Below are 18,289 nucleotides of genomic sequence, written 5' to 3'. Positions count from 1 at the left end.
AAATTGCGTCCTCATATCCACTGAGGTGAGCCATGACCCAATTCCGCAAATCGATTTCCGGCCTGCTGCTGGCGCTGGTGGCCGGCGCCGCGCTGGCCGATGCGACGCTGCTCAATGTGTCGTACGACGTGGCGCGCGATGTTTACAAGGACTACAACCCGTTGTTCCAGAAATACTGGAAGGCCAAGTCCGGCGAAAGCCTCGAGCTGAAGCAGTCGCATGGCGGCTCGACCAAGCAGGTGCGGGCGGTGGCCGACGGCCTGGAGGCCGACGTGGTGACCATGAATCAGGCCAACGACATCGAGTTTCTGGCCGACAAGGGGCTGGTGGCCAAGGACTGGGCGCATAAATTTCCGAACAATGCTTCACCCTATACCTCGACGATGGTTTTCATCGTCCGCAAGGGCAATCCGAAGGCGATCAAGGATTGGGCCGATATTGCGGCGCCCGGCGTGCAGATGATCATTCCGCATCCGAAAAACACCGGCAACGGCCGCAACACCTATCTCTCGGCCTGGGCCTGGGCGCTCAAGCAGCCGGGTGGCAACGACAAGAGCGCCCAGGAATTTCTCGGCAAGCTGCTGAAGAATGCGCCGCTGTTCGCCGCCGGCGGCCGCGACGCGACGACGACCTTCATGCAGCGCCAGATGGGCGACGTGCTGATCACCTTCGAATCGGAGGCCGAGATGATCGCCAAGGAATTCGGCAAGGGCAACTTCGAAGTTGTTTACCCGAGCCTGACCATGCAGACCGAGTTCCCGGTCGCGCTGGTCGAGAAGGTGGTGGACAAGAAGGGGACGCGCAAACAGGCGCAGGCTTATCTCGACTACCTGTGGTCGAAGGAGGGTCAGGAAAATGCGGCGCAGAACTACCTGCGGCCGCGTGATCCGGAGATCCTGAAGAAATACGCCCAGTCCTTCCCGCCGGTGAAGACCTTCACCGTCGACGCGGTGTTCGGCAGTGCGACCAAGGCTTTCGCGGTGCACTTCAAGGACGGCGGCACCTTCGACCAGCTCTACCAAAGCAAGTAAATGGCGACAACAACGCATCGCGTGTTGCCCGGCTTCGGTCTGGCGCTGGGCTACACGCTGGTTTATCTCTCGTTGCTGATCCTGTTGCCGCTCGGCGGCATGGTGCTCAAGGCGTCCGAACTCGGTGTCGGCCAGGTCATCGATATCGCGCTCGGCGAGCGCTCGCTGGCGGCCTTTCGCGTGACTTTCGGGGCGTCGCTGGCGGCGGCGGCGATCAACGCCTTTTTCGGCCTGATCGTCGCCTGGATCCTGGTGCGCTATTCCTTTCCCGGCAAGCGCTTCGTCGATGCCCTGGTCGATCTGCCCTTCGCGCTGCCGACGGCGGTCGCCGGCATCACGCTGGCCACGCTGTATGCCGGCAACGGCTGGCTGGGTCGCTACCTCGAACCGCTCGGCGTGAAAGTGGCGTACACGCCGCTTGGCATCGTCTTCGCGCTGACCTTCATCACCCTGCCGTTTGTCGTGCGGACGTTGCAGCCGGTGATCGAGGATATCGAAACCGAGGTTGAAGAGGCTGCCGCCTCGCTCGGTGCCTCGCGCTGGCAGACTTTTACCCGGGTCATCTTTCCGGCCATCTTCCCGGCCCTGCTGACCGGCTTCGCGCTGGCCTTTGCCCGGGCCATCGGCGAGTACGGCTCGGTAATCTTCATCGCCGGCAATCTGCCGATGATTTCCGAAATCACCCCGCTGCTGATCATTTCCAAGCTCGAGCAGTACGACGTATTGGGGGCGACGGCGCTGGCCGTCGTCATGCTCGTCCTTTCCTTTCTGCTGCTGCTCGGCGTCAATGTGCTGCAGTGGTGGACGGCCAACCGGCACAAGCATGGCGAGCCGCTCGAAGCGACCGCGGCCAAGGCCGCCGGAGGTGCCCAATGAAAACCAACCGGGCAGCCCAGGAGGCCGGCTGGGTCCGCTATACCCTGCTGACGGTCGGCCTCGGCTTTCTCTTTTTCTTCCTTGGCTTGCCGCTCGTCGCGGTTTTCGTCGAGGCGCTGGCCCAGGGCGTGCCGCTCTATGTCGAGGCCTTGAAGGAACCCGAGACGCGCTCGGCGATCTGGCTGACCGTCGGCATCGCCGTTGCCGTGCTGCCCTTCAACATCGCCTTCGGCGTGGCGGCGGCCTGGGCCATCGCCAAGTTCGAGTTCAAGGGCAAGAGCCTGCTGATCACGCTGATCGATCTGCCGTTCGCCGTTTCGCCGGTGGTCGCCGGCCTGATCTTCATCCTGCTGTTCGGGGCGCAGGGCACGTTCGGCGCCTGGCTCTCGGAACACGATCTGAAAATCATCTTCGCCGTGCCCGGCATGATCATCGCCACGCTGTTCATCACCTTCCCGTTCATCGCCCGCGAACTGATTCCGCTGATGCAGGCACAGGGCAAGGATGAAGAGGAGGCGGCGGTGTCGCTCGGCGCTTCCGGCTGGCAGATGTTCTGGCGGGTGACGCTGCCCAATATCAAGTGGGGCCTGCTCTACGGCGTGATCCTCTCCAACGCCCGGGCGATGGGGGAATTCGGCGCGGTCTCCGTAGTCTCCGGCCATATCCGCGGCGAAACCAATACCCTGCCGCTGCACGTCGAAATCCTCTACAACGAATACAACGCCATCGGCGCCTTCGCCGCGGCTTCCATCCTTGCCTTGCTCGCCCTGGTCACTCTGGTCGCCAAGGCCACCGTCGAATGGCGGATGAAGAAGGAAACCGAAATGTTGAATACCGTCCTGGCGCCGGAGAAAACCTGATGAGCATCGAAATCCGCAATATCTCCAAGCGCTTCGGCAATTTCGTCGCGCTCGACAACATCAACCTCGCCATCCCGACTGGCGAGCTGGTCGCCCTGCTCGGTCCCTCCGGCTGCGGCAAGACAACGCTGCTCCGGATCATCGCCGGGATGGAAAGCGCCGATGGCGGCGAGGTGCTGTTCTCCGGGGCCGACGCCAGTCACCTGCACGCCCGCGAGCGCGAGGTCGGTTTCGTCTTCCAGCACTACGCGCTGTTCCGTCACATGACGGTATTCGAGAATGTCGCCTTCGGCCTGCGCGTCAAGCCGCGCAAGGAGCGGCCGGCCGAGGCCGAGATCAAGCGCCGGGTGATGGAATTGCTCGGCCTGGTCCAGCTCGACTGGCTGGCCGACCGCTATCCGTCGCAACTGTCCGGCGGCCAGCGCCAGCGCATCGCGCTGGCCCGGGCGCTGGCCGTCGAGCCGAAGGTGTTGCTGCTCGACGAGCCGTTCGGGGCGCTCGACACCAAGGTGCGCAAGGAGCTGCGCCGCTGGCTGCGCCGCCTGCACGACGACATGCACATCTCCAGCGTCTTCGTCACGCACGACCAGGAGGAGGCGCTGGAAGTGGCCGACCGGGTGGTGGTGATGAATCACGGCAAGATCGAGCAGATCGGCTCACCGGACGAGGTGTACTCCAGCCCCGCCTCGCCCTTCGTCTATCAGTTCCTCGGCAACGTCAATGTCTTCCATAGCCGGGTCCAGGGGGCCTATGCCGAAGTCGAGCGCGGCGAAGCGACGGAAAAGACCACGGCCTTTGTCCGCCCGCACGATATCGACATCACCCATCAACCGATCGAGGACGGCTTGCAGGCGACCGTCCAGCATGTTCATCCGATCGGTCCGGTGGTGCGCGTCGAGCTGCTGCATGAACGCGAGATCATCGAAGTCGAACTGTCGCGCGAGCGGCACGAGTCGCTGCAACTGGCGGCCGGTCAGTCGGTGTGGTTCCGGCCGCGGCAGATGAAGGTCTTCGGGGCCGACGAGGTGGCGTGCCCGACGCCGGAAAAGCAGGCGTTTCTGTTCTGAACCCGGTCAAGGAGGGCGCTTGGGGGCGGGTGCTATAATCGCCACCCATTTCGTGTCCGCCAGCCCAAACCGGTGATCTTTACCCTCGGCATCAATCATCACTCCGCACCCCTCGCCATCCGTGAGCGGGTGGCGTTCAATGCCGACAAGTTGCATCAGGCGCTGGCCGATCTGGTGCATAGCCAGCCGGTCAAGGAGGTGGCGATCCTGTCCACCTGCAACCGCACGGAAATTTACTGCGCCGCCGAAACGCCGGACGTGGTGATCGACTGGCTGGCCCGCTATCACCAGGTCGAGCGCAGTGAAATCGCTCCCTATCTGTATACCCACGACCAGCCGGAAGCCATTCGCCATGCCTTCCGGGTGGCCAGCGGCCTCGACTCGATGGTTATCGGCGAGCCGCAGATCCTCGGCCAGATGAAGGACGCCGTGCGCGTCGCCGAAGAGAGCGGGACGCTCGGCACCCAGCTGCACAAGCTGTTCCAGCGCTCATTCTCGGTCGCCAAGGAAGTGCGCAGCACGACGGCGATCGGCGCCAATATCGTGTCGATGGCGGCGGCCGGCGTGCATCTGGCCGAACGGATTTTCGAATCGATCGAGACGCAGCGCATCCTGTTCATCGGCGCCGGCGAAATGATCGAGCTGTGTGCCACCCATTTCTGCGCCCGTCATCCGAAGCAGGTGACCATCGCCAACCGCACGCTGGAACGCGGCCGGGAACTGGCCGAGCGCTTCAACGGCACGGCCATCCGTCTCGACGAACTGGGCGAGCATCTGGCGCAGAACGATATCGTCGTTTCCTGCACTGCCAGCCCGGTGCCGATCATCGGCCTCGGCTTGGTCGAACGGGCGATCAAGGCCCGGCGGCACCGGCCGATGTTCATGATCGACCTGGCCGTGCCGCGCGATATCGAGGAGGATGTCGGCAATCTCGACGACGTTTTTCTCTATACCGTCGACGATCTGGCCCTGGTCGTCGAGAGCGGCCTGGAGTCGCGTCAGGCGGCGGTGGTCGAGGCCGAGACGATTATCGCCAACCGGGTGCAGGACTTCATCGGCTGGCTGCAGTCGCGGGATACCGTGCCGGTCATTCGTTCGCTGCGCGATTCGGCCGAGCGCATGCGCCGGCACGAACTCGAGCACGCGATGAAATTGCTGGCCAAGGGCGAATCGGCCGACAAGGTGCTCGATCAACTGTCGCATCGCCTGACCAACAAGCTGCTGCACGCCCCGACCCAGGCCCTGAATCTGGCCGATGGTCAGGAGCGCCTCGAACTACAGTCGGCGGTTGGCCGGCTTTTCCATCTCCACGCCAACGACTGAGTCGCCAGCGGCTGGCGGCGGTGCCATGACCAGCCGGTTGCGGCCGGTGCGCTTGGCTTCGAGCAGGGCGTTGTCGGCCGCCTCGATCAGGGTCGCCGCCGTCAGGTAGTCCGGCAAGCTGGCGACGCCACAGCTGAAGGTGGCGCGCAGGGCGCCATGGGCATGGGCGTGCGGCAGGTTGGAAAAATCTTGACGGATCTGCTCAAGCAGGCTGACCGCACGGTCGGTCTCGATGTCGGACAATGCCAGAATGAATTCCTCGCCGCCGTAGCGGCCGACCAGATCGGTGTTGCGCAAACGGCCGCGGAGCAGCCAGGCTAGGCTGCGGATGACCTGGTCGCCGACCGGGTGACCGTAGTTGTCATTGACCGACTTGAAAAAATCGATATCGATCATCGCCACGACCAGCCGGCCGGCCGTCGAGACCGTCTGCAGCATGCGCTCCAGCTGGCCCTTGGCGGTCGAGTGGTTGAGCAGGCCGGTCAGGCTGTCATGGCGGCCGGAATGGAGCATTTCCCGGTAGCGCTCGATCTTGGTCTTGACGACCGAGGCGAGGATGATCGGATTGACCGGCTTGGTCAGGAACTGGTCGCCGCCGAGGCGCAAGGCTTCGACCTGCAGCGCGATGTCGGTTTCGCTCGACAGGTAGATTACCGGCAGGGCATGGAATTCGGGAATCTGCCGCAGCGCGCTGGTCACCTCGACGCCGGTGCAGAACGGCATGTGCATGTCCATCAGGATGGCGTCGGGCTGGTAGTCGGCGGCCGCTTCGAGCAGGGTTCGCGGGTCGTTGATGGCGCGGCTGTCGATGCCCTGCTGGGGCAGCGAACGGCGGATATGGGCGACGGCCGTGGCGGAGTCCTCGACGACCAGAACGCGGTGCGTTTCGTGTTCGTGCGTCTGGACCAGATCGAGAATGCGCGACAGCACGTCGCTGACCTTGTTGCCGACCGGCACACAGGTGTCGGCGCCGGCCCGTTGGAGCAGCACGATGCTTTCCAGATTCGAGGGCACCGACAGGCAGTAGAAATAGCTGGTCGGAAAAAGCGTTCGCAACTCCATGATGCACGAAACGCTGCTCGGCGGATAAATGCAGCCTTCCCGATCCGGGATGAAGACGATGGCCAGCGGCGCTTCGGCACTATCCGGCCGGCCGGCCCAGCGCAGCTCTTCCGGCGTGAAGCCGAAAAAGGCGAGTTGTTCGGCCAGGGCTGCGCTCCACGGGTGTGCGGCGCGGGAAACGATCAACACCCGCCGCGGGTAATCTCTCAGGTCGTCGCTGTTGCTTGGCGCATCAGCCAGGCGCCGGGTCGCCACGGCCGGCGTTTCGTGGCGGCGCAGTTCGCCCAGGATGATGCTCAGTTTGCGTTCGATGGCGATGGCCTGATCGATCGCCACCGGGTGCATCGAGCTGTCGCCGAACAGTGCCAGCGCGGTGTTTTCGAGTTCCTGGCAGGCGCGCACCAGCCCCGGCAGATGCAGGCGGTTGAGCTGCTCGGTCAAGCCGTTCAGGAGCAGGGTGAATTCGACGAACAGGTCGAAGTCACCGGACTCGCGATAGTTTGTCCAGTGCTGTTCCAGGGTTTCCGCCAGGGCAATGACGGAATGGGAGATATGGGGCATCGCGTAGGGGTATCCGGAATCGGGCGATTATGCGGGATGCGTCGGCTGCTGGCAACGCCGTTCATCGCCGACGGCAGGTGTTCTCGGGTACCATAACGCCCCCTTGAACCATTTAGCCGGCCGACCATCAGAAATGAAATCGAGCATCCGCCAAAAACTCGAGCTGCTGGTCGACCGTCTCGATGAAATCGACCGCATGCTTTCGGCGCCCAGTACCGCCAACGACATGGACCAGTTCCGCAAACTGTCGCGCGAGCGCGCCGAACTGGAGCCGGTGATCATCCAGTTCACCGCTTTCCGCCAGGCCGAGAACGATCTGGCCGAAGCCGAGGCGATGCTCGCCGACCCCGACATGCGCGACTTTGCCGCGGAGGAAATGGCGGCCGCCAAGGCCCGCTTGCCCGAGCTGGAAATCGAATTGCAGAAGTTGCTGCTGCCGAAAGACCCCAACGACGAGCGCAGCGTGCTGCTGGAAATCCGGGCCGGGACCGGCGGCGACGAATCGGCGCTGTTCGCCGGCGACCTCTTCCGGATGTATTCACGCTATGCCGAGCGTCAGCGCTGGCAGGTCGAGGTGCTGTCGGCCAGCGAATCGGAACTCGGCGGCTATCGCGAAATCATTTGTCGCATCGGCGGCAACGGTGCCTATTCGCGCCTCAAGTTCGAGTCGGGCGGGCATCGCGTGCAGCGCGTGCCGGAAACCGAAACCCAGGGCCGCATCCATACCTCGGCTTGTACCGTGGCGATCATGCCGGAAGTCGATGAGGTCGAGGACGTCAATCTCAACCCGGCCGATCTCCGGATCGATACTTTCCGCGCCTCCGGCGCCGGTGGCCAGCACATCAACAAGACCGACTCGGCGGTACGCATCACCCACCTGCCGACCGGCATCGTCGCCGAGTGCCAGGACGGCCGCTCGCAGCATGCCAACAAGGCCTCGGCGATGAAGGTGCTGGCGGCCCGCATCAAGGACGTCCAGGTACGCGCCCAGCAGGCCCATATTTCGAGCACCCGGAAGAGCCTGATCGGCTCCGGCGACCGCTCCGAGCGCATCCGCACCTACAACTTCCCGCAGGGCCGGATCACCGACCACCGCATCAACCTGACGCTGTACAAGATCGCCGCGATCATGGACGGCGACATGGACGAACTGCTCGGCGCGCTGGCCGCCGAACACCAGGCCGACCTGCTGGCCGAACTGGCCGAGCAAAACTGAGCATGACCCTCGGCGAGGCCTTGGCTGCAGCAAGGCAGAAGATCGACCGGCTCGACGCCCGGCTGCTGCTGCAATACGCCACCGGCTGCAGCCATGCCGATCTGCTGGCGCGGCCGGAAACGCCGCTCATTGCCCTGGCCTATGCGCAATTCGCGGCATGGGTCGAGCGCCGGGGGGCCGGCGAGCCGCTGGCCTATCTGGTCGGTGAGGCCGAATTCCGCGGCCGCGTCTTCCAGGTTTCGCCGGCGGTGCTGATTCCGCGGCCGGAAACCGAAGTGCTGATCGAACTGGCGCTCGACAAGCTGCGCGGCTTCGCAGCGCCACGGGTGCTCGATCTCGGCACCGGGTCCGGTATCGTCGCCATTTCGCTGGCCCTTGAATGCCCGGCGGCCCGGCTGGTTGCCGTCGATGTCTCGCCCGAGGCACTGTCCGTCGCCCGTACCAATGCCGGCCGTTTGGCGGCACCGGTCGATTTCCGGGCCGGTGACTGGTTTGCGCCGGTGGCCGGTGAACGCTTCGACCTGATCGTTTCGAATCCGCCCTACGTCGCCGGCGGTGATCCGCATCTCGCCCTCAACGGCTTGCCGTTCGAGCCGCAGCTGGCGCTGACCGATGGGGCCGACGGGCTGTCCTGTATCCGCCACATCGTCGCCGGAGCTCCGGCGCATCTGCAAGCTGGCGGCTGGCTGCTTTTCGAGCACGGTTACGACCAGGGCGAGGCGAGCCGGAACTTATTAACCGATGGCGCGTTCAAAGCGACATTCACTCATCGCGACCTGTCCGGCATCGACCGTGTTTCAGGCGCTTCCCTGTAATCTGGAGAAATCATGTCCGACGTGCAGCAACGCATTCACGAAACCGTTACCAACAATCCCGTGGTCCTCTACATGAAAGGCGACGCGCGTTTTCCGCAATGCGGCTTTTCGGCGACCGCCGTGCAAATCCTGAAAGCCTGCGGGGTCAATGACTTCGTCACGGTCAACGTGCTGGCCGATGAGGAAATCCGCAATGGCGTGAAGGAATACGCCAACTGGCCGACCATTCCGCAACTCTACGTCAAGGGCGAGTTCGTCGGCGGTTGCGACATCATGAAAGAGATGTACCAGGCCGGCGAAATGCAGAAATTGCTGGAAGACGTCGCCCAGGCCTGATCTGCGCTGCCGAAATGAAAAAGGCCCACCAGTCCGGTGGGCCTTTTTCATGGCAATCCGGTTTTTACACTTCGGCGGCCGAGAATTCGATGGTCGGGCCTTCGGCAACGATTTCCTTGACCGCACAATGGGCAATGCTGTCGAGTACCTTGGCCTTCTGCTCGGCGGTGAAATGTTCGGGGAAGCGCACTTCGGTCTTGAACTTGCCGAGGGTCAGCGGGCCGCCGCTACCGGCGAATGGCTTGCAGTTGATTTCGATGCCTTCGGCTGCTACGCCCAGCTCCTTGCAGGCTTTCTTGGCAAAGACGGCAGCGCAGGCAGCCAGCGAAGCGTAGAACGCTTCCAGCGGATTCATCAACGAACCGTTTACGGAATAATCGGCAGCGTGCTTGCCGGCGCTGACGTGGATAAGTGGCGTGTTATCGATAACGGTTGAGTACATGCGGTTCGTCCTGGGTTTGGTTTTTTTGCCATCGTGGCCGGGCTTCTTGGTATCGACGCCCATGTATATATTAATACTCTAATATACTAACGTGCAATTGCTGCCGGACTTGTCGTGCCGCAAGCCGGTCGATTCAGGCCGTGGCCAGCCGCTGGTTGGCCAGCGCCAGGCGGGCGGCCAGCACCTCGAGAAAGCCCTGGTAGAAATGCATGCGACAGGCTTCCGAGGCCTTGTGCAGTGCTTCGCCGCGTACCGTGATGATGTCGGCTGCGCTGAGCGCCGTGATGTCGGCCGCCCGCAATTGGGCCGGTCGGCTGATCACCGCCATTTCGCCGAAGCAGTCGCCTTTGGTCAAGACATTGAGCGTTTTGCCGCCCTTGCTGACCTTGAGCTGGCCTTCGGCCAGGAAACAGAAAAAGTCGCCGGGTTCGCCATCGTGGATGATCACGCTGCCCGGCGTGGCGCGCTGCCAGTGCGAGAAACGCAGGACTTCCCAGATTTCGACATCGCTGAAATGGGCGAAGAAGGGCAGGGCGCGCAGGATGCCGAATTTTTCGGTATCGGCGAACTCGCCAGTGGTCTTTTGCAACTGGCGCTTGCGCACGGCTCGGGCCAGGTCGTGGGCGAAGGGCTCCCAGCTCGGGTAGCGCTCGTCGCGCTCGCGGGTCATTGCCCGGCCGACGATCTCGTCGAGCACCGGCGGCAGGCCGGGGCGCAGGCTCGATGGCGTGGGCGCCAGGCTGTGGATGATCTGGTACACCATGTTGAACTGGTTGTCGGCCTCAAACGGCAGGCGGCCGGTGAGCAGTTGAAACATCACGACGCCGAGCGAATAGATGTCGGTTCGATGGTCGAGTGGCAATTCCAGTATCTGTTCCGGCGACATATAGGCCGGCGAGCCGATGCCCGAGACCTGGGTGCGCTCATTGTGGCCATTGGTGATGGCGGCGCCGAAATCGGTAATCTTGATGCCCGACTCGCCGCTCAGCAGGATATTGGCCGGCTTGATGTCGCGGTGCGTGATCCCCTGCCGATGCGCGAAATCGAGCGCCCGGCTGCATTTGAAGATCAGTTCGACAACGCGGTCGACCTCGAGCAGCCGGCCGGGCCGGGCGTGCTCGTCGAGCGTGCCGCCGGCGACGTATTCCATGACGATGTAGCAGAGCTTTTCGGCGACCACGGCATCGTAGATCTGGACGATGTGCGGGTGCTTCAATTTGCCGACCAGCGAGGCTTCGTTCAGGAACAGGTTGGTGTACAGCTTGCCTTTATTGGCATCGCTCAGGATTTCCGGCGTCGCCACCTTGATCGCCACGTCACGCTGGGCGAAAGGGTCGCGACCGAGATAGACGGTGCTGCTCGCCCCTTCGCCAAGCTTCTTGAAAAGCTCGTATTTGCCGAGCTTTCTGATCATCGCCTGGTGCCAGCCTTTGCTTTTATGGCATTACAGGCGCTTGCGGGCCCGGGCGATGGCGGCCCGGACCTGCTCCGGTGCGGTGCCGCCGATGTGGTTGCGCGAGGCCAGCGAGCCTTCGACGGTGAGCACGGCGAAGACGTCGGATTCGACCTGCGGGCAGAAGGCGCGCAACTCGTCGAGCGTCAGCTGCGGCAGATCGACGCCTTTCTGCTCGGCGGCCTTGACGGCGTGGCCGACCGCTTCGTGCGCGTCGCGGAAGGGCAGGCCCTTCTTGACCAGGTAGTCGGCAAGGTCGGTGGCCGTGGCGAACCCCTGGGTCAGCGCGGCCTGCATGTTCTCGGCCCGGACGGTGATGCCACCGGCCATGTCGGCGAAGATGCGCAGCGTATCGGTGACGGTGTCGACGGCGTCGAACAGCGGTTCCTTGTCTTCCTGATTGTCCTTGTTGTAGGCCAGCGGCTGCGATTTCATCAGGGTCAGCAGGCTGATCAGCTGGCCGTAGACGCGGCCGGTCTTGCCGCGCGCCAGTTCCGGCACGTCCGGGTTCTTCTTCTGCGGCATGATTGAGGAGCCGGTGCAGAAGCGGTCGGCAATCTGGATGAAGCCGACACGCGGGCTCATCCACAGCACCAGTTCTTCCGACAGGCGACTGATGTGCATCATCAGGACCGCGCAGGCGGCGGTGAATTCGATGGCGAAGTCGCGATCCGAGACGGCATCCAGCGAGTTTTCGCAGACGCCCTCGAAGCCCAGTTCGGCGGCGACGAATTCGCGGTCGATCGGGTAGGTCGTGCCGGCCAGCGCGGCGGCGCCGAGCGGCAGGCGGTTGGTGCGCTTGCGGGCATCGACGAAGCGCTCGGCATCGCGCCCGAACATTTCGAAATAAGCCAGCACGTGATGACCGAAAGTCACCGGCTGGGCGACCTGCATGTGCGTGAAGCCGGGCATCGGCGTCGCCGCTTCCTGTTCGGCCAGATCGACCAGTGCCGAGCGGAAAGCCTTGATCAGCACCAGGATGTCGTCGATCGCGTCGCGCAGGTAGAGGCGGATGTCGGTCGCTACCTGGTCGTTGCGCGAGCGCCCGGTGTGCAGCCGCTTGCCGGCATCGCCGACCAGCGCGGTCAGGCGCTTTTCGATATTGAGGTGCACATCTTCGAGATCGAGCGACCATTCGAAATGGCCGGCTTCGATCTCGCGCTGCACCGTTTCCATGCCGCTGACGATATCGGCATGGTCGGCGGCGCTGATGATGCCCTGCCTGGCCAGCATCTTGGCGTGGGCCAGCGAGCCGCGAATGTCCTGGCGCCACATCCGCTGGTCGAAATCGACCGAAGCGGTATAGCGTTTGACGAGATCGGAAACCGGCTCGGAGAAACGGCCGGCCCAAGTGTATTGCGTGGCGTTGGAAGTCATGACTCTGGTCTAGAATGGGGCAGTTAAGCGAAGAATTGAACGAAAACTCGCACGAAGAATGACAAGTATACGGCACTTTCCCGCGACACATCCGCTGCCCGACTGGCGTAATTTTGGCGTGATGCTGCGCGTGCTGCTCGGCGTCAATGCCATGGCGCTGCTCGCGGCGCTCGTTCTGGCGCCCGATCTGGGCGGCTGGCCGAGTGCCTACGTCGAACTGGCGGCGGTCGTCGAGCCGTGCCTGCTGATCTCTCTAGGCCTCCTGTCCATCTTGCGCGACGTCTTGTGGCGTCTGCCGTTGCGGCTCGGCCAGGGGGGCGTGCTGCTGCTCGCCGGGGCCTTGGCGTTCGCCCTCTACGGCTACTGGCAATCGCTGCTCGCCGCCGAGGGCGGCAGTGCCTGGCGGGCGGCCTTGCTGGCGGTGGCGGCGGCCGGTCTGCTGCTCGGTTATTTCGAGTTGCGCGCCGCGGCTTTTTCGCCGGCCCAGGCCGAAGCCCGGCTGGCGGCCTTGAATGCCCGCATCCGGCCGCATTTCCTGTTCAATTCGCTGAATGCCGTCCTGTCGCTGATCCGGGCCCGGCCGCAGCAGGCCGAGGAGGCGCTCGAGTCGCTGTCCGACCTGTTTCGCGCCGCGATGCGCGATCCGGGCGAACTGGTCAGCCTGGCCGACGAGATCGCCCTCGGCAAGCAGTATCTGGCGCTGGAAAAGTTGCGGCTGGGCGATCGCCTGGTGGTCGACTGGCAGGTTGGCGAGGTTGCGCTGAACCTGCCGATCCCGCCGCTGATGCTGCAGCCGCTGCTGGAAAATGCCGTCTATCACGGTATCGAACCGGCTGCCGAAGGTGGCGTCGTGCGCATTTCGATAGACCAGCAGGGCGACGAACTGCACATCGCCATCGCCAACCCGACTACCGGTCAGGTTCAGCATGCCGCCGGCAACCAGATTGCCGTCGCCAATATTCGCGAACGGCTGGCCTTGTATTACGATCTGGAGGCCCGGCTGGAGATTGTTGCCGGCGAGAAAACTTACGAGGTTCGGATCGCCCTGCCATGTCCCAAGACCGCCCGCTGAAAATACTGTTGGTCGATGACGAGCCGCTGGCCCGCCAACGCCTGCGCACGCTGCTCGGCGATATCGCCCTGCAGTTGCCGAGCGAAGTCGTCGGCGAAGCGGGTAATGGCCTGGCTGCTCTGGCCTTCCTGCGCGAGCAGGCGGTCGATGTCGTGCTGGCCGATATCCGCATGCCGGCCATGGACGGCATCGAACTGGCCGGCCACCTCGGGGCCTTCGAGCATCCGCCGGCGGTCATCTTCACGACGGCCTACGACAATTACGCGGTCCAGGCTTTCGATCTCAATGCCGTCGATTACCTGCTCAAGCCGGTGCGGACCCAGCGCTTGCTGACCGCCCTGCAGAAAGCCCGGGGCGCCCCGCGCCCCGCTCCCGAACTGCTGGCCGGCATCGGCCGCGCCGTGCGCGGCGGCGGCCGGACGCATCTGTCCTGCCATGAGCGCGGCCGGCTGTTGCTGGTACCGGTGGCCGAGGTGCTCTACTTCAAGGCGGATCTGAAATACGTCACCGCCCGTACCGTCGAGCGCGAATATCTGCTCGACGAGGCTTTGACCCATCTCGAAAACGAATTCGCCGAGCGCTTTATCCGCTTGCATCGGGCCGTGCTGGTCGGTAAATCGGCGTTGGCCGGTTTCGAGAAAGCCGTCGATGACGACGCCGATGCCTACGGCTGGGCGCTGCTGCGCGGCCTGCCCGAGAAACTGCCGGTCAGTCGGCGGCAGTGGGCGGCGGCCAAGGCGCTGGTGGTTAACTGAAGTGCTTCAGCAACCGGCGGCCACCACCGGTGGCGGCTCGCTGGGGCGAACGGCACGACGCGGCACGAGTTGGTCGTCGAGCAAGCGTTCGATGCGGAAAAAAACCTCATGGCGCGAGAACGGCTTCTTCATGAAATCGTCGGCCCCGATGCGCGCTCCGAAGAACTGCTCCATGGCTTGTTCGTTGCCGCTCATCATGATGACCGGCGTGTCGCGTGTCCGCGGATCGCGGCGGATGGCGCGCAGAGCGGCGAAGCCGTTCATGCCGGGCAGCATGATGTCGAGAAAGATCAGTTCCGGCTGATGCTCCTGCAGCAGCACCAGACCGGTTTCGGCATCGAGTGCTTCGAGCGTTTCGTAGCCGGCTGAACGGAGGAATTTCTTGAGCACCGTGACGATCGTCTTCGAGTCATCGATGATCAGAACGCGGGTGCCTTCGCGAGCATCGACCCGTTGCCGGCGGCGCCGTTCGGCGGCGGCCTGTTCGGACGGCGCGGCGGTAGAGGCCGGCATATTGCGTCCAAGCAGGGCCTTCAGTTGTTCAAGTATTCCCACGACCACCTCTTCAATCGACTGCCATGTTGCCGGTCGGATGCTGGCGCAACCCGGCGCTGCCTGAAATTTAAAAGGTCATCCGCGGCGCCTGGCCGCGGATGACCTTTGCATTTTATCGAAGGTTTTCGTTTGTCAGCGTGAATTATTTCCGTTCAGGACGATGCGGTGTCGCCCAGCAGCTTGCCGGTTACCTCGAAGACGTCGCCCGACAGGCCGGGCCGCTTCCTGATTTGTTCCAGGGCGAGGCGGGCATGGGCCTGGCGGCCGCTATCGAATTTCCGCCAGCGGTCGAAGCTGCGGACTAGTCGGGAGGCAACTTGCGGGTTCATCGCGTCGAGTTCGCTGATGCGCTCGGCCATGAAACGGTAGCCGCTGCCGTCGGCGGCATTGAAGCGCACCAGATTGGCGCCGAAATTACGGATCAGCGAATAGACCTTGTTCGGGTTGCTCAGCTCGAAAGCCGGGTGGCTGGTCAGGTTCCTGACGGTTTCCAGCGTGTTCGCCAGGCGGCTGCCCGATTGGGCGGCCAGCCATTTGTCGACGACCAGCGCTTCGTGCTGCCAGCGCTGGTAGAAGTCGGCCAGCACCGTCAGGCGCTCGCCGCACTCGGTCTGCGCCAAGGCGGCCAGGGCGGCAAACTGGTCGGTCATATTGTCGGCCTGCTCGTATTGCTGCAGCGCCAGCTGGCGAACCGATTCGCTGTTCAGTTCGAGCAGGTAGCCGAGGCAGGTGTTGCGCAAGGCGCGGCGCCCGGCTTCGTCGGCCGTCGACTGGTAGGGGCCGGAGGGGGCGAGGGCGGCGTAGATGGCGCGCAATTCGCCTTCCAGTTGCTCGGCGAGATGTCGACGCAGGCCGTTGCGGGCGGCGTGCAGCGCATCCGGATCGACTTCGGCGAGCGCTTCGGCCAGCGTCGCTTCGCCGGGCAGGCTGAGCGCTTCGGCGACGAAGGCGCTGCCGCGTGCGGCATGCTGCTCGAGCAGGCGGCGAATCGCGTCGACGAAGCTGGCCGGCCAGTTCGGTGCCAGACCGTCGGCAAGGCGCGCGGTAGCTGCCAGGATCAGTTGGGAAGCCAGGCGCTGGCCGGCCTCCCAGGCGTTGAACGGATCGCTTTCGAAACTTAGCAGGTGGCTCAGTTGCTGCGCCGTGTAGGCGAAATCGAGGACGACCGGCGCCGAGAAGTCACGAAGCAGCGAGGGCACCGGTTCGCTGGCGATGCCGTCGAAAGTGAATTGTTGCGTCGTTTCGGTCAGCTGCAGCGTTTTTTCGCTGCCCGGAATGATCTGGCCGGCGGCATCGAACAGCGCCACGCGGATCGGGATCAGATAAGGCGCGGCATCGCTGGCGCGCGGGTTGGACTGGGTAAAGCGCAGCGTGTAGCGGCTGCTGGGCGCGTCGAAGCTGCCGCTCGCGGCAATGTGTGGCGTGCCCGGCTGCTTGTACCAGCGCATGAATTGGCTGAAATCGAAGCCGCTGGCGGCGCTCATCGCCGCGACGAAGTCCTCGCAGGTCACCGCCTGGCCGTCGTGGCGACGGAAATATTCGTCCATGCCGGCACGGAAGCCGTCGCGACCGATCAGGGTTTGGATCATGCGGATGACTTCGGCACCCTTTTCATAGACCGTCGACGTATAGAAATTGTTGATCTCGACGAAACTGCTCGGCCGGATCGGGTGCGCCATCGGCCCGGCGTCTTCCGGGAATTGGGCGGCGCGCAGGCCGCGCACTTCGCGGATGCGGGCGGTCTGACGGTTGTGCAGGTCGGCGCCGAATTCCTGGTCGCGGAAGACCGTCAGGCCTTCCTTCAGCGACAGCTGGAACCAGTCGCGGCAGGTCACCCGGTTGCCGGTCCAGTTGTGGAAATACTCGTGCGCGACGACGCGGTCGATGTTCTCGAAATCGACATCGGTCGCCACGTCGCTGCGCGCCAGCACGTACTTGGTATTGAAGATGTTGAGGCCCTTGTTCTCCATGGCGCCCATGTTGAAGTCGCCGACGGCGACGATCATGTAATGGTCGAGGTCGCATTCGAGGCCGAAGCGCTCTTCGTCCCATTTCATCGACTTTTGCAGCGCCGCCATGGCGTGCGGGCACTGGTCGAGCTTGCCCGGTTCGACGTAGATGGCGAGCTGAACCGTCCGTCCGGAGGCGGTCTTGAAGGTGTCGAACAGGCCATCCAGCTTGCCGGCGACGACGGCGAACAGGTAGCAGGGCTTGCGGAACGGATCGCCCCAGCGCGCCCAGTGGCGGCCGTCGGCCTCGTCGCCGGCGGCGAGCGGGTTGCCGTTGGCGAGCAGCACAGGGAGCGCCGCCTTGTCGGCGTGCAGCGTCACCGTGTAGGTCGACATGACGTCCGGCCGGTCGAGGAACCAGGTGATGCGGCGGAAACCCTGTGCCTCGCATTGCGTGAAATAGCCATCCTTGGAACGGTACATGCCGGAAAGGCGGGTGTTCTTGTCGGGGTTGATGCGGACCACGGTCTGCAGCGTGAATTGGGCCGGTACGCTGGCGATGCTCAATTGCGTGGCGCTCAGCGTGTAGTCGACCGGTTGGCCGTCAACGCTGACGGCAATGGTTCCCAGTTCGTCGCCATCAAGGATCAGCGGCTGATCGGCGACCGCCGGATTGCGGCGGATGGCCAGCGTCGCGGTGACCGTCGTCGCCCCTGGATGGATGTCGAGATCGAGATCGACGGTGTCCACCAGGTAGGCAGGAGCGGTGTAGTCCTTGAGGTAAACGGTCTGCGGGGTATCGGTTTTCATTGTTTGACGGTGCGTGGGGAGTAAGCGTCCGATGATACGCCAAACCCGAAGGGGGCCGAATTGGCTAGCGCCGCTGCCAGACCTGCCAGCGTTCCCGGCCGGCAAATACCGGAATCGAGTCGGCGACTGCGCTATCGGCGAGGCGCAGGAAGTTGGGGCTCAGCAAATCATCGAGTTGTTCCGGCAGGATGCCGAACGGTGGTCCTTTGGCTTGATCGCAGAGGAAAAAGAAGCCGGCCAGCCGGCCGCCCGAGGGCAGCAGTTCGGCGACGCGCCTGGCCCAGTCGGCCCACAGTTTGCGCGGTAGGGCGCAGAGAAAGGCGCGTTCGTAGAGCAGGGCGTAGGGGGCGGCGGGCGTGAAGGTGAAAAAGTCGGCGCACAGCAGGTCCACTGCCCCCGGCGCGAAGACCCCGTGGCTCGCCGCATCGTCGAGAATCCCACGGGCGGTGGCGACGGCAACCGGCGAGAAGTCGAGCGCCGTCACCGGCCAGCCGCGTTCGGCCAGATGGGCTGCCTCCCAGGCACTGCCGCACCCCGGGATCAGCGTGTTCAACGGGCCGGGTTGCTCGGCCACGAATTGGGCAAAGGCGGCCGGCACGGCGCCGGCATCCCAGGGAGTAAGGCCGTCGCCAAAGCGCTTGCACCAGAAGTCCGGATGTTCCGGACGCTGGTCCGGCGGCTTGATCTGGGTCGAAGTGGGGGGCTGGTCGCTCATGCTAAGATTGCCCC

17 protein-coding genes are annotated in these 18,289 nt (G+C 64.0%); 10 read left to right on the top strand and 7 right to left on the bottom strand.

Features of this window, described 5'->3' with window-relative positions:
* Positions 1–32 precede the first annotated feature (32 nt).
* From KI611_RS19550 to hemA, 5 genes are all read left to right on the top strand, one after another.
* Positions 33–1,031, top strand: coding sequence for a sulfate ABC transporter substrate-binding protein (locus tag KI611_RS19550; RefSeq protein ID WP_226417318.1), 999 nt, complete (start codon positions 33–35; stop codon positions 1,029–1,031).
* Positions 1,032–1,907, top strand: coding sequence for a sulfate ABC transporter permease subunit CysT (gene cysT / locus KI611_RS19545; RefSeq protein ID WP_226417317.1), 876 nt, complete (start codon positions 1,032–1,034; stop codon positions 1,905–1,907).
* The gene (gene cysW / locus KI611_RS19540) at positions 1,904–2,767 is read left to right on the top strand and encodes a sulfate ABC transporter permease subunit CysW (RefSeq protein ID WP_226417316.1); all 864 of its coding nucleotides are present in this window, start codon (positions 1,904–1,906) and stop codon (positions 2,765–2,767) included. Before cysT ends, cysW begins: the two co-directional genes overlap by 4 nt.
* Entirely contained in the window at positions 2,767–3,834 is a 1,068-nt protein-coding gene (locus tag KI611_RS19535; RefSeq protein WP_226417315.1) for a sulfate/molybdate ABC transporter ATP-binding protein, read from the top strand. The genes cysW and KI611_RS19535 overlap by 1 nt, the downstream gene beginning before the upstream one ends.
* 72 nt (positions 3,835–3,906) lie before the next feature.
* A complete protein-coding gene (gene hemA / locus KI611_RS19530; protein ID WP_226417314.1) occupies positions 3,907–5,157 on the top strand; it encodes a glutamyl-tRNA reductase in 1,251 nt (416 codons plus the stop codon).
* Here the strand turns inward: hemA and KI611_RS19525 are convergent.
* A complete protein-coding gene (locus KI611_RS19525) occupies positions 5,110–6,780 on the bottom strand; it encodes a diguanylate cyclase (RefSeq protein ID WP_226417313.1) in 1,671 nt (556 codons plus the stop codon). The two genes, hemA and KI611_RS19525, sit on opposite strands and share 48 nt — an antisense overlap.
* A 133-nt stretch (positions 6,781–6,913) precedes the next feature.
* Between KI611_RS19525 and prfA the strand changes: the two genes are divergently transcribed.
* From prfA to grxD, 3 genes are read left to right on the top strand one after another with little or no spacing between them, the layout of a single operon-like run.
* On the top strand, positions 6,914–7,996 hold the full coding sequence (gene prfA, locus KI611_RS19520) for a peptide chain release factor 1 (protein ID WP_226417312.1): 1,083 nt from the start codon (positions 6,914–6,916) through the stop codon (positions 7,994–7,996).
* A gap of 2 nt (positions 7,997–7,998) precedes the next feature.
* A complete protein-coding gene (gene prmC, locus KI611_RS19515; protein ID WP_226417311.1) occupies positions 7,999–8,811 on the top strand; it encodes a peptide chain release factor N(5)-glutamine methyltransferase in 813 nt (270 codons plus the stop codon).
* A gap of 12 nt (positions 8,812–8,823) precedes the next feature.
* Positions 8,824–9,147 carry a Grx4 family monothiol glutaredoxin gene (gene grxD, locus KI611_RS19510; protein WP_226417310.1) on the top strand — a complete coding sequence of 108 codons (324 nt, stop codon included), beginning with the start codon at positions 8,824–8,826 and terminating at the stop codon, positions 9,145–9,147.
* Positions 9,148–9,211: 64 nt separating this feature from the next.
* On the opposite strand, the gene KI611_RS19505 is transcribed toward grxD, so the two are convergent.
* The 3 genes from KI611_RS19505 to argH form a co-directional block, all read right to left on the bottom strand.
* Positions 9,212–9,589, bottom strand: a complete 378-nt coding sequence (locus KI611_RS19505; RefSeq protein WP_226417309.1) for an OsmC family protein — start codon at positions 9,587–9,589, stop codon at positions 9,212–9,214.
* Positions 9,590–9,722: 133 nt separating this feature from the next.
* Positions 9,723–11,003, bottom strand: a complete 1,281-nt coding sequence (locus tag KI611_RS19500) for a serine/threonine-protein kinase (RefSeq protein ID WP_226417308.1) — start codon at positions 11,001–11,003, stop codon at positions 9,723–9,725.
* Positions 11,004–11,033: 30 nt separating this feature from the next.
* Positions 11,034–12,419, bottom strand: a complete 1,386-nt coding sequence (gene argH / locus KI611_RS19495) for an argininosuccinate lyase (protein ID WP_226417307.1) — start codon at positions 12,417–12,419, stop codon at positions 11,034–11,036.
* Positions 12,420–12,477: 58 nt separating this feature from the next.
* Between argH and KI611_RS19490 the strand changes: the two genes are divergently transcribed.
* Together KI611_RS19490 and KI611_RS19485 are read left to right on the top strand one after the other, a co-directional pair.
* Complete coding sequence (locus KI611_RS19490; protein ID WP_226417306.1) at positions 12,478–13,491, top strand: sensor histidine kinase; 1,014 nt, start codon at positions 12,478–12,480, stop codon at positions 13,489–13,491.
* Positions 13,470–14,246 carry a LytR/AlgR family response regulator transcription factor gene (locus KI611_RS19485; RefSeq protein ID WP_226417305.1) on the top strand — a complete coding sequence of 259 codons (777 nt, stop codon included), beginning with the start codon at positions 13,470–13,472 and terminating at the stop codon, positions 14,244–14,246. Before KI611_RS19490 ends, KI611_RS19485 begins: the two co-directional genes overlap by 22 nt.
* A 6-nt stretch (positions 14,247–14,252) precedes the next feature.
* Here KI611_RS19485 and KI611_RS19480 read toward each other — a convergent pair whose 3' ends face one another.
* The 3 genes from KI611_RS19480 to KI611_RS19470 form a co-directional block, all read right to left on the bottom strand.
* The gene (locus tag KI611_RS19480; protein WP_226417304.1) at positions 14,253–14,759 is read right to left on the bottom strand and encodes a response regulator; all 507 of its coding nucleotides are present in this window, start codon (positions 14,757–14,759) and stop codon (positions 14,253–14,255) included.
* Positions 14,760–14,953: 194 nt separating this feature from the next.
* Positions 14,954–17,560, bottom strand: a complete 2,607-nt coding sequence (pepN, locus tag KI611_RS19475) for an aminopeptidase N (protein WP_226417303.1) — start codon at positions 17,558–17,560, stop codon at positions 14,954–14,956.
* A 64-nt stretch (positions 17,561–17,624) separates the two neighbouring features.
* The gene (locus tag KI611_RS19470; RefSeq protein ID WP_226417302.1) at positions 17,625–18,275 is read right to left on the bottom strand and encodes a methyltransferase domain-containing protein; all 651 of its coding nucleotides are present in this window, start codon (positions 18,273–18,275) and stop codon (positions 17,625–17,627) included.
* Positions 18,276–18,289: the final 14 nt, after the last annotated feature.

Source organism: Dechloromonas denitrificans, from assembly GCF_020510685.1.
Taxonomy (GTDB): Bacteria; Pseudomonadota; Gammaproteobacteria; order Burkholderiales; family Rhodocyclaceae; genus Azonexus; species Azonexus denitrificans_A.
Note: the sequence above shows the minus strand (reverse complement) of the source record. Positions and strands in the feature narration are given on the sequence as shown.

Excerpts from the sequence above, each read along its gene's own strand:
- KI611_RS19550 (WP_226417318.1), top strand. The coding sequence starts at position 33 with ATGACCCAATTCCGCAAATCGATTTCCGGCCTGCTGCTGGCGCTGGTG.
- cysT (WP_226417317.1), top strand. The coding sequence starts at position 1,032 with ATGGCGACAACAACGCATCGCGTGTTGCCCGGCTTCGGTCTGGCGCTG.
- cysW (WP_226417316.1), top strand. The coding sequence starts at position 1,904 with ATGAAAACCAACCGGGCAGCCCAGGAGGCCGGCTGGGTCCGCTATACC.
- KI611_RS19535 (WP_226417315.1), top strand. The coding sequence starts at position 2,767 with ATGAGCATCGAAATCCGCAATATCTCCAAGCGCTTCGGCAATTTCGTC.
- KI611_RS19525 (WP_226417313.1), bottom strand. The coding sequence starts at position 6,780 with ATGCCCCATATCTCCCATTCCGTCATTGCCCTGGCGGAAACCCTGGAA.
- prfA (WP_226417312.1), top strand. The coding sequence starts at position 6,914 with ATGAAATCGAGCATCCGCCAAAAACTCGAGCTGCTGGTCGACCGTCTC.
- prmC (WP_226417311.1), top strand. The coding sequence starts at position 7,999 with ATGACCCTCGGCGAGGCCTTGGCTGCAGCAAGGCAGAAGATCGACCGG.
- grxD (WP_226417310.1), top strand. The coding sequence starts at position 8,824 with ATGTCCGACGTGCAGCAACGCATTCACGAAACCGTTACCAACAATCCC.
- KI611_RS19505 (WP_226417309.1), bottom strand. The coding sequence starts at position 9,589 with ATGTACTCAACCGTTATCGATAACACGCCACTTATCCACGTCAGCGCC.
- KI611_RS19500 (WP_226417308.1), bottom strand. The coding sequence starts at position 11,003 with ATGATCAGAAAGCTCGGCAAATACGAGCTTTTCAAGAAGCTTGGCGAA.
- argH (WP_226417307.1), bottom strand. The coding sequence starts at position 12,419 with ATGACTTCCAACGCCACGCAATACACTTGGGCCGGCCGTTTCTCCGAG.
- KI611_RS19490 (WP_226417306.1), top strand. The coding sequence starts at position 12,478 with ATGACAAGTATACGGCACTTTCCCGCGACACATCCGCTGCCCGACTGG.
- KI611_RS19485 (WP_226417305.1), top strand. The coding sequence starts at position 13,470 with ATGTCCCAAGACCGCCCGCTGAAAATACTGTTGGTCGATGACGAGCCG.
- KI611_RS19480 (WP_226417304.1), bottom strand. The coding sequence starts at position 14,759 with ATGCCGGCCTCTACCGCCGCGCCGTCCGAACAGGCCGCCGCCGAACGG.
- pepN (WP_226417303.1), bottom strand. The coding sequence starts at position 17,560 with ATGAAAACCGATACCCCGCAGACCGTTTACCTCAAGGACTACACCGCT.
- KI611_RS19470 (WP_226417302.1), bottom strand. The coding sequence starts at position 18,275 with ATGAGCGACCAGCCCCCCACTTCGACCCAGATCAAGCCGCCGGACCAG.